We start from the raw sequence: 9749 nt of genomic DNA on the forward strand, positions 1-9749 counted from the left end.
CGGACCAAGGGCCGCAACCGATCTTCGTCCCGGCGCGCCGGAAGACGTTGGTCCCCGCACTCGCGCCGGGTAGGGACCAGCGCCATGAGCATCAAGGATCTTCGAGAGGAGGTCGAACGGCTCCGCCGGCGCGAACGCGCGCTTGTGGAGGAGAACGCCCGCCTGCGCGCCGGTCGGGACATGGGGGGGCCCGCCGCCGCCGCCGGGGTCGGCGTCGGGACCGCGCGCGCCGACCTGCTGTTCACTGCCGCCGACAAGACCCGGATGGCGATGATCGTCACCGACCCCAACCTGCCGGACAACCCCATCGTCTTCGCCAACCGCGCCTTCCTGGAGCTCTCCGGCTACGCGGCCGAGGAGCTCGTCGGGCGCAACTGCCGCTTCCTCCAGGGTCCCGGGACCGACCCGGCCCACGTCGCCCGCATCCGCGACGCCATCGCCGCACGGCGTGACGTGGTGGTGGAGTTGCTGAACTACCGGCGCGACGGCAGCACCTTCGTCAACGAGCTCTACGTGAGCCCCGTCTTCGGCCCGCACGGGGAGCTCCTGTTCTTCTTCGGCAGCCAGCTCGACCTCACGCGCTTCCGCGAGCCGGAGAGGCGGGCCGCCCGGCGGAGCGCCTCGTTCCACAGCTTGCTGGAGGATGGCGAGGCTGGTTTCTGCATCGTCGAGGTTCGCTTCGACGCGGAGGGCCGGGCCGAGGACTGCCGCTTCGTCGAGGTCAACGCCGCCTTCGAGCGCCAGTCCGGCCTACCGGCCGCGGCGGGACGCTGGATGAGCGACCTTGAGCCGGGGCACGGGCGACACTGGGTCGAGGCCTTCGGCGACGTTGTCATGACGGGGCGCGACGCGCGGTTCAGGGGCGCGACGTCGGAGTTCGGACGCGTGTTCGACATGCATGCGGTCCGTATCGGCGACCAGGCGCAGAACCGCGTTGCGGTGCTGTTCGAGGACGCTGTCGCCCGCCAGGAGGGCGAGGAGCGTCGGGAGGCGCGGGACCGCGACCGGATGGTCGAGCGTGACCTGGTCTGGCGGACGAGCCGGGACCTCCTCGTCGTCTGCGGCCTCGACGGCACCTGCCGGGCGGTCAACCCGGCCTGGACGGCGACCCTCGGCTGGCCGGCCGGCAGCCTGGTCGGCACCCGCATCGTCGAGCTGCTGCACCCAGACGACCGCGTGGCCGCGTCGCGGGCCTTCGAGAGGCTACGGACCGGCCGGCCCCTCGCCGACCTCGACGTCAGGTTCAGGACCGCCGATGGCGGCCATCGATGGATCTCGTGGAACGCCATCCCGCAGGGTGACCGCTTCCACGCTACAGGCCGGGACGTGACCGAGCGCCGGGCGCTTGAGGAGCAGTTGCGCCAGTCGCAGAAGATGGAGGCGGTCGGGCAGCTCACCGGCGGCGTCGCGCATGATTTCAACAACCTGCTGACCGTCATCAAGTCGTCGACCGACCTGCTGAAGCGACCGAGCCTGAGCGAGGAGCGCAAGGTGCGCTACGTCGACGCCATCTCGGACACAGTCGACCGCGCCGCCCGGCTCACCAGCCAGCTCCTGGCGTTCGCGCGCCGGCAGGCCCTGCGTCCGGCCGTGTTCGACGCCGCGCAGTCGGTGGCCGCCATCGCCGACATGGTCCGCACGCTGACCGGCGCGCGGATTCGCGTCGAGACCGACACGGACGCCGGCACGGACGCGGGCGGCCGCGGGCTGCCCTGCCACGTCGACGCCGATCCAAGCCAGTTCGACACGGCGCTCGTGAACCTGGTCGTGAACGCCCGCGACGCCATGCAGGGGGAGGGACGCCTGCGCATCTCGGTCAGACGGGCTGACCGTATCCCAGCCCTGCGCGCCCATCCGGCGGTCCCGGGCGACTTCGTCGCCGTGTCGGTGTCGGACACGGGTTCGGGCATCGAGGCGGACGTGCTCGACCGCATCTTCGAGCCGTTCTTCACGACGAAAGGTGTCGGGCACGGCACGGGGCTCGGCCTCAGCCAGGTGTTCGGCTTCGCCAAGCAGTCCGGCGGCGACGTCGCGGTCGACAGCGAGGTCGGCGTCGGGACCACGTTCACGTTGTTCCTGCCGCGCTCGACCCATGCGGAAACCCGGGACGTGGCCGAGGAAGGTCCGGAGCCGTTCGCCGACGGACACGGTACGCCGGTCCTCGTCGTCGAGGACAACGTGGAGGTCGGCGCCTTCGCGACCCAGGCCCTGATGGAACTCGGGTACCATGCCGCCTGGGTGAAGGACGCGAAGTCCGCCCTGGCCGAGATCGAGGCGTCGGGCCAGCGTTTCGAGGTGGTGTTCTCGGACGTGGTGATGCCGGGCATGAACGGGGTCGACCTCGCGAGGGAGATCCGGCGGCGGTGGCCCTACCTCCCGGTCGTGCTGACCTCCGGCTACAGCCACGTCCTGGCGTCGGAAGGGACCGACGGTTTCCCGCTCCTGGGCAAGCCCTACTCGGTCGCGGACCTCAGCCGAGCCCTGCGCAAAGCCCTGCGGGAGCGGTCCTCGCTGACTTTCGGATGATGTCATCCGCGTCGTTCCGTGCCGTGACCTTCGGGCAGCCCGCGCGTTGACGGCCGGTTCCCGCTAGGAAAATGGAGGGGAGACATACGATGTCCGACACGCCGCGCCCCGGTGACGACCCGTTGCCGCCCATCGGCGACCCGCCGCCCGACACTGGCCCGCCGGAGGGCGACCCGCCGGGCGAGCCGCCGGCGCCGCAACCGCCCGGCCCCATCAACGGCCGCTAGGTCCGTTCCCCGCCATCCCCGCCATTGGCGCCCCTCGGACCGGGGCGGCGTCACAGACGCCCGGCCAATCTCGTGCTTGCGTAGGCCGGGCGTCTCGACCACGAGGGACCCGTTCGGGGCCGCAATACCCGGTTCGAGGCGACCGTCGCCGGCGACTTCGTTCGCTGCAAGAGCCGACGGCAGGACGATGCCACCCGGTCGGACCGGGGTGGTACCCTGGCCTCCGGGCGACCGGTGGCACGATTGCGTAAGGGAGGGGTGCGGCCGGTGCAGACGACGCGGCCGCACCCCTCCCGTAGTATTCAGCCGACCGATTCCCCCCCTCCGCCCCTTCCTTCGGTTACCCAGTTTGATCACTTCCGCCTTCGTCAGTCCTCCGCGCTGCCGCCAGAACCCATGCCTTCCTCGCCAGGCGGCTCGCCCATTCCTCGCTCCGTCGACCAGGGAAGCGCGTCGGTGAGCGAGCTTGAGATCGAGTGGCTCCGGCGGCGCGAGCGCGAACTGGAGGCGGAGGTGGCGCGGCTGCGCGAGGAGCGCGCCGCACTCCAGGCGGGACACTACCGGGAGATCTTCGACAGCGCCGTCGCCTTCGCCATCATCACCAGCGACCGCGAGGGGCGGATCACCGCCTGGAACCCGGGTGCAGAGCGCATTCTGGGCTGGTCGGCCGGGGAAATGCTCGGTCGGCCAGCCGCGACCTTCTTCACGCCTGAGGACCGGGCGGCCGACCGTCCCGCCACCGAGATGCGGTGCGCCGCCGAGACCGGGCGCGCGTCCGACGAGCGCTGGCACTTGCGCAAGGACGGGTCCCAGTTCTGGGCCAGTGGCGAGATGATGCCCCTCCGCTCCTCTGAAGGTGTCGCGATGGGCTTCCTCAAGATCCTGCGCGACCGGACCGAGGCGACGGCGGCGGAAGGCGAGACCTGGCGCGTCCGGGACGAGCTTCAGGTCGTCACCGACGCCCTGCCGGTGCTGATCTCGTTCATCGACCGGGACCATGTCTACCGCTTCGTGAACCGGTGCTACGAGAACTGGTTCGGGCGGCCGGCGAACGAGATCCTCGGGCGTCGGGTGGAGGATGTCGTCGGTGCGAAGACGTACGCGGACCGGCTCCCGTTCATGGCCCGTGCGCTCGCCGGCGAGGACCTCATCTTCGACGCCGAGATGCCGTTCCGGGGAAGCGAGTGGCGGCAGTCGGAGATCCGCTACATCCCGCGCCGGACCGCCGGCGGGGCGGTGGACGGCTTCTTCGTCATGGTCACCGACATCGCCGAGCGCGAGAGCGCCCAGGCCGCCCTGCGCGAGGCCGAGGACCGCCTCAGGCTGGCGCTGGAGAGTTCCGGGACCGGCATCTACGACTACGACCTCATCACCGGCGCGTTGACCTGGGACGCACGCACCCGGGCGCTCTTCGGCCTGTTCCCGGACGACCCGGTCTCCTACGAGGGCGCCTTCCTGCCGGGCCTGCACCCGGACGACCGTGAGCGGACGGACCGTACGGTCCAGGCCGCCATCGGCGCGGTCGAAGGCTTCGACACCGAGTACCGCGTGGTCGGGCTGCGCGACGGCGTCGAGCGGGTGCTCGCCGCCAAGGGCAACACCGTCTTCCGGGACGGCGAGCCCGTACGCTTCGTCGGCACCGTGCGCGACATCACCGAGGCCCGCGCGGCGGAGGCGCGGGCGCGGCGCCTCGCGGCGCTCGTGGAGCAATCGAACGACTTCATCGGCATCGCCGACGCGGCGGGCATGCCCGAGTTCGTCAACGAGGCCGGCCGCCGGCTGGTCGGGCTGGCGAGCCTCGACGAGGCCTGCGCCCACAACCTCGTGGACTACTTCGACCCGGAGGATCGGGCGACCGTTCTGGAACAGGCGCTCCCGGCCGTGCGGGAGACCGACTTCTGGGGTGGGGACCTCGCGTTCCGCCATTTCGGCACCGGGGCGGCGGTCCCGGTCCACTACACCATCTTCCCGATCCGCGACGCGCAGGGGGCGCTCGCCGGCTACGGGACGGTGACGCGCGACCTGACCGAGCGCCGGCGCCAGGAGGCGTTCCGTACCGCCCTGATCGAGCTCGGCGACAGCTTCCAGGCTTGCGGCGACACCGCCGGGATGGCCTACGCCGCCGCCGAGGTCATGGCCCGCACCCTCGGCCTCGACCGGGCCGGGTACGGCTCCATCGACGAGACCCTGGACACCGTCGAGATTGAGCGGGACTGGACGGCGCCTGGCGTCGTCAGCGTCGCGGGCCGCCACCGCCTCAGCGACTACGGTGAGGTCAGAACCGGCCTCACGGAGGGTCGTGAGGTGGTGATCGCGGACGTGACCGTCGACCGGCGGACCGCGGGCGCACCAGAGCTTCTCCTGAGCATCGGCGTGCGGGCGCTGATCAACGTGCCGGTGATGGAGCGCGGCCGCGTGGTGGCGCTGTTCTTCCTGCATGACCGCCAAGCGCGGGACTGGCGGCCGGACAAGCTCGCCTTCGTGCGCGACGTCGCCGAGCGCACCCGGGCCGCCATCGAGCGCCTGCGCGCCGAGACGAGCCGGCGCGAGAGCGAGGCGCAGTTCCGCGCCTTCGCCCAGGCGATGCCGAACCACGTCTGGGCCGCGGCCGCGGACGGGCAGCTCTACTGGCTCAACGCCCAGCTCTACGCCTATACCGGCGCCCAACCAGGCGAACTCGTTGGCACGGCCTGGACGACCGTCGTCCATCCCGATGACGCCGAAGCGGCCGGACGCGCCTGGGCCGACTCGCTCGCGACCGGCACTAGCTACGAGACCGAATTCCGCATCCGCAGGGCCGACGGGGCCTACCGGTGGTTCCTGGTGCGCGCGGAGCCGATCCACGCGGACGACGGCACCGTCGTCCGCTGGGTCGGCGCGAACGCCGACATCGAGGACCGGAAGCGTGCGGCGGCGCAGCTCCAGACCCTCAACGAGACCCTTGAGCAGCAGGTCGAGGAGCGCACCCGCGACCGCGACCGGATGTGGCGCCTGTCGACCGACGTGATGCTGGTGGCGCGCTTCGACGCGACCATCGTGGCGGTCAACCCGGCCTGGACGACCCTGTTCGGCTGGTCCGAGGGCGAGCTCGTCGGGCGCTCGTTCATGGACCTCGTGCATCCTGAAGACGCCGCCTCGACCGCGGCGGCGGCGGGCGACCTCTCGGCCGGCTCGGTGATCCCGCGCTTCGAGAACCGCTACCGGCACAAGGACGGCAGCTACCGCTGGCTGTCTTGGACGGCGGTGCCGGACGAGAGCTTCATTCACGCGGTGGGCCGCGATTTCACCGCCGAGAAGGAGGCCGCGGAAGCCCTCGCGAAGACCGAGGATGCCCTGCGGCAATCGCAGAAGATGGAGGCGGTCGGGCAGCTCACCGGCGGGCTCGCGCACGATTTCAACAACCTGCTCGCCGGCATCTCGGGCTCGCTGGAACTGATGCAGACCCGCATGTCGCAGGGGCGGATAAGCGACCTCGACCGCTACATGACCGTGGCGCAGGGTGCGGCCAAGCGTGCCGCGGCCCTGACGCACCGCCTGCTGGCCTTCTCGCGGCGTCAGACCCTCGATCCGAAGCCCACCAACGTGAACCGCCTGGTCCATGACATGGAGGAACTGGTCCGGCGCACGGTCGGACCCGGCATCCACCTGGAGGTCGTCGGCCTCGCAGGAGTCTGGCCGGCCCTGATCGACCCCGGCCAGCTTGAGAACGCGCTGCTGAACCTCTGCATCAACGCCCGCGACGCCATGCCGGACGGCGGCCGCATCACCATCGAGACCGCCAACAAGTGGATCGACGACGCCGGCTCGCGCCGGCATGACCTGCCGCCGGGCCAGTACCTCAGCGTCTGCGTGACCGACACCGGCACCGGCATGACGCCGGACATCATCGACAAGGTGTTCGAGCCGTTCTTCACGACCAAGCCCACGGGCCAGGGGACGGGCCTCGGCCTGTCGATGGTCTACGGTTTCGCGCGCCAGTCCGGCGGCCAGGTGCGGATCTACTCCGAGGTCGGCCAGGGTACCACGGTCTGCCTCTACCTGCCGCGTCACTACGGCGAGGCGGACGAGGACGACGTCGCGCGCAAGCTCGCGGAGGCCGGGCGTGCAGGCCAGGGTGAGACCGTGCTCATCGTCGACGACGAGCCCTCGGTGCGCATGCTGGTGACCGAGGTGCTGGAGGATCTCGGCTACACCGCCATCGAGGCGGCCGACAGCGTGGCCGGCCTGAAGGTGCTGCAATCGGACGTGCGCATCGACCTGCTGGTGACCGACGTCGGTCTGCCCGGGGGCATGAACGGCCGGCAGATGGCGGATGCTGGGCGCGAGCGCCGGCCTGACCTGAAGGTGCTGTTCATCACCGGCTACGCCGAGAACGCGGTGCTCGGGAACGGGCACCTGCACCCAGGCATGCAGGTCCTGACGAAGCCGTTCGTGCTGGAGACGCTCGCGACTCGCATCAAGGACCTGATCGCCGGGAACTGACCACCGGCGGGAAGCGGTCTTCCCGCCGGCCCGACGGTCCTACGCCGTGCCGTTGCCGCCGGTCGCGCCGTAGACCTCGCCCGTCACGTAGCTCGCCTCCTGGCTTGCCAGGAACACATAGACCGGCGCGAGTTCCACCGGCTGGCCGGGTCGCCCCAGCGGCACCTCCGAGCCGAACTTCTCGACGTTCTCCTGCGGCTGGCCGCCCGACGGCTGCAACGCCGTCCAGAACGGGCCTGGTGCCACCGCGTTCACCCGGATGCCCTTGGCGACCTGTTGCTTGGCCAGCGCCTTCGAGAAGGCGACGATCCCAGCCTTCGTGGTCGCGTAGTCGACCAGGATCTGGGGAGGGTTGTAGGCCACGACCGAGGCGGTGTTGATGATGGAGGCACCCGCCGGCATATGCGGCAGGGCCGCCTTGGTGATCCAGAACATGGCGTAGAGGTTGGTCTTCAGTGTACGGTCGAACTGTTCGTCCGTGATGTCGCCGATGTCTTTCTGGTTCGTCTGCTTGCCGGCGTTGTTGACCAAAATATCGAGGCCGCCGAGATCGGCCACTGCCTTCCGGACGAGCGTCTCGCAGAACGCCTTGTCGGTGATGTCGCCCGGCAGGAGCATCGCCTTGCGGCCCTCGGCCTCGATCAGCTTGGCGACCTCCTGCGCGTCCGGCATCTCCTCCTCGACGAAGCTGAGCGCCACGTCGGCACCCTCGCGCGCGAAGGCGATGGCGACCGCCCGCCCGATGCCGGAATCTGCGCCCGTCACCAAGGCCTTCCGACCGGCCAAACGCCCGTACCCCTTGTAGCTGGCCTCGCCGTGGTCCGGCTTCGGATCCATCGCTCGCGCCAAGCCCGGGGCCTCCTGCGGCTGCCGCTTGAACGGCGGCTGCGGGTACTGCGTGCGAGGGTCCTGCATCATGAGGCGGCGGTCGTGTGCATCGGTCATCAGGCTGTCCCGTGGCGTTGCCGGAGATCGGGGTGGGGCGCGGCAATCCAGACCGGCGCACCGCTCCCAGCCTCCGGCAAGCTGCCGCCGGTCCCGCGGGTTCCGAGGTCTCCGTTCACGCTCCCGGCACGGAGCTAACCCCGTTGCTCGCACGCCGACGACCGGCCCTCCCGGGTGGAAAGGTCGGAAGGCCTGGCTGTTGGGTCGGGAACGCCGGGCGCGGCCGCGTCCGGCCCACGCCATCAGCACTACCGGATGAGCGAATGGGTCGGCCGAGATGATGACGTCAGCTGACTGATGCGTGACCGAGCCGCTTCACGCCACCGAACGGGGGCTACGCGGCGGCGTCCGTGAAGGCGTAGGTTCGCATGACCTCGATGGCGTGCTCCCGAGCACGAAGGAGGGCGAGCCCGTCCAGGACGCGGTACATCTCCCGCTCCGCTTCGCCGCCGTCGCGGCCGGTCCCGAGCAGGGACTTCACCGTCACGGCCAGGTCGTTGGCGCGGAGCTGTTCCGAGGTGGTCTCGGCGCGGATGGCACGCAGCATCGTGTCCAGGGGCATCGCATGGTCGTCCGGCAGGCGCCCACGAACTCGGGCGTGCGTCAACGCGCACTAACGGCCAAGGTTGCTCGGGCGTAGCCTGGGCGCGTCATGACGACCTGCCGCGGGATACCTCGCGGGGGCATGGGGGTTGTCGACGACACCGTCTCGCGGAGCCTCCATGTTGAACCCCTTCCTCCCCGCGCTCCTGCTCGCCTTCGAGGCCCAGAAGGTCATCGAGTTGCGGCTAGTGCGGATCGCCTGGGGCGGGGCCGAGGCCCAGGCCGAGGTGGTGTCGATGGTCGGCGAGAAGGTCGTGGCCGCGATGGAGGCTGCCAACACGCTGATGACGGGCGGTAGCCACGGTGAGGTCGTCGCGCGCTACCGGGAACTGGTCGCGGACAACACGCGGCGCCTCTCGGCCTGAAACGGAAGCGCCAAGGCCGTCCGGGCCTCCTGCCCTCAGCCGACCCGGCGGGCGTAGCGGCCCTCGTCGCAGGATTTGAAGTAGCGCCCGAACGCGACCCGGACGTCCATCTTCTTCTTGAGCGTGCCCGGCGTCAGAGGCTCCTTGTGCAGGGCGGCGCCCCGGAGCGTCACCCTCCTGAGTTCCGGCAGGATCTCGGTCGGCGTTAGGGGCCCGCGTCGGTCGAGGATCTTGAATACCCAAACCTTAGTATATTGTATCCGCCGGACCCAACATTCACATCCCAACGGTAGCTGTCGGGCTCTAAGCGGTCATTCCATTGGTCTCGGCAAAAGGTCCGCTAATGGCGCATACCCGACCAGGTGGCATGCAAACATCCGCCCCGAATGCTGCACTTTCCCCTTCCCGACGAACGACGCGGTCAGCCGATGATGGCCGACCTCGGCAGGACGACGGCGCCGAAAACGGCGGCGGCTCCTTCGGGAACCCGAGCATTCTGCGCCACCCTCCATTGGCGATGTCTTTAGGCCTCGCCTGGGGGCGGGAGGAACTGCTGGAGGCGCTCTAGGACGCGGCGCCGGGCTGCGTCGTAGGCTACCTG

Annotated in this window: 6 protein-coding genes and 1 pseudogene; 4 read left to right on the forward strand and 3 right to left on the reverse strand. The window is 70.3% G+C overall.

The genetic code is table 11. The annotated features are described in order from the left end of the window. The first annotated feature begins 84 nt into the window (after window positions 1-84). The 3 genes and pseudogenes from ABZT49_RS19025 to ABZT49_RS19035 all read left to right on the forward strand — a co-directional run bounded on the left by ABZT49_RS19025 (window position 85) and on the right by ABZT49_RS19035 (window position 7235). Window positions 85-2526: a PAS domain S-box protein gene (locus tag ABZT49_RS19025; protein ID WP_305078784.1), complete on the forward strand. Its 2442-nt coding sequence runs from the start codon at window positions 85-87 to the stop codon at window positions 2524-2526. Window positions 2527-3149: 623 nt separating this feature from the next. Then, window positions 3150-4790 (forward strand): annotated as a pseudogene (locus ABZT49_RS19030) (PAS domain S-box protein); the annotation flags it as partial. A gap of 72 nt (window positions 4791-4862) precedes the next feature. Beyond that, window positions 4863-7235, forward strand: coding sequence for a PAS domain-containing protein (locus ABZT49_RS19035; RefSeq protein WP_331369098.1), 2373 nt, complete (start codon window positions 4863-4865; stop codon window positions 7233-7235). Window positions 7236-7274: 39 nt separating this feature from the next. Here the strand turns inward: ABZT49_RS19035 and ABZT49_RS19040 are convergent, their stop codons facing one another. Further along, window positions 7275-8180: an SDR family oxidoreductase gene (locus tag ABZT49_RS19040; protein WP_305078783.1), complete on the reverse strand. Its 906-nt coding sequence runs from the start codon at window positions 8178-8180 to the stop codon at window positions 7275-7277. Window positions 8181-8514: 334 nt separating this feature from the next. Further along, complete coding sequence (locus ABZT49_RS19045) at window positions 8515-8742, reverse strand: hypothetical protein (protein WP_305078782.1); 228 nt, start codon at window positions 8740-8742, stop codon at window positions 8515-8517. Window positions 8743-8902: 160 nt separating this feature from the next. On the opposite strand from ABZT49_RS19045, the gene ABZT49_RS19050 reads away from it, so the two are divergent. Beyond that, entirely contained in the window at window positions 8903-9148 is a 246-nt protein-coding gene (locus ABZT49_RS19050; RefSeq protein WP_305078781.1) for a hypothetical protein, read from the forward strand. Between the two features lie 35 nt (window positions 9149-9183). On the opposite strand, the gene ABZT49_RS19055 is transcribed toward ABZT49_RS19050, so the two are convergent. Beyond that, window positions 9184-9321: a hypothetical protein gene (locus tag ABZT49_RS19055; protein WP_244533468.1), complete on the reverse strand. Its 138-nt coding sequence runs from the start codon at window positions 9319-9321 to the stop codon at window positions 9184-9186. Window positions 9322-9749: the final 428 nt, after the last annotated feature.

Origin of the sequence: Methylobacterium sp. EM32 (assembly GCF_040593685.1) — a bacterium.
Lineage (GTDB): Bacteria > Pseudomonadota > Alphaproteobacteria > Rhizobiales > Beijerinckiaceae > Methylobacterium.